The organism is Photorhabdus akhurstii, assembly GCF_018448925.1.
GTDB lineage: Bacteria > Pseudomonadota > Gammaproteobacteria > Enterobacterales > Enterobacteriaceae > Photorhabdus > Photorhabdus akhurstii.
Window position 1 is genome coordinate 1 of record NZ_RCWE01000117.1, and the last position, 635, is coordinate 635.

The following is a 635-nucleotide window of genomic DNA, read 5'->3' on the forward strand; positions in this document are numbered from 1 at the left end:
TTAATCTATTTTTTATACAATACTGTTACAAAATAATCACATTGGCCTGTTTTTTGCTTTGTCATATAACCTCTTGTTTTTGCTGCTATCTTAACCAACCCCCTATTTTAGTTGCCCGGTTGATAATTAACCCTAAATATTGATCGTTAAGTTAAATTCGTGGTTAATGCTGTTTCGACATTGTGGAATAGAAAGTCAATGAAAAGCAGTATTTTGGTATTAACGGTTTTTTGTAGCGTAGCCTCAGGCAGTCAAGCCGCCGACATCGCAGATCAACAACTCATTCATCAACAGGCCCGTCAGCACGCTCTGGAGGCGCAATTAGCCCCGCCGCCTGCGGAAGTTCACCTGTCGGTACCGGAAACCGGGGAGTCAGCCGCCTTTGCGGTGGAAACCCCCTGTTTTCCTGTCACTCATGTGGTATTGGCAGGCACCGAAAATTTCCCGCACTGGCTACCGTTCCGGCGTGTCGCTCAACAGGGCGAAAACCATTGCCTGGGCGATAAAGGCATCAGCCGGCTGATAACCCAATTGCAAGATCAGCTCATTAATCACGGTTATGTCACCAGCCGGGTTCTGGCTCCTCCCCAGGATCTGCGTACCCAAACCTTAAAACTGGTGATGATACCGGGCAA

Annotated in this window: 1 protein-coding gene; it reads left to right on the forward strand. The window is 47.4% G+C overall.

Annotation, left to right across the window (positions count from 1 at the left end):
* Positions 1-198 precede the first annotated feature (198 nt).
* On the forward strand, positions 199-635 hold a 437-nt coding region (locus EAE93_RS24005; RefSeq protein WP_332009644.1), incomplete at its 3' end, for a POTRA domain-containing protein.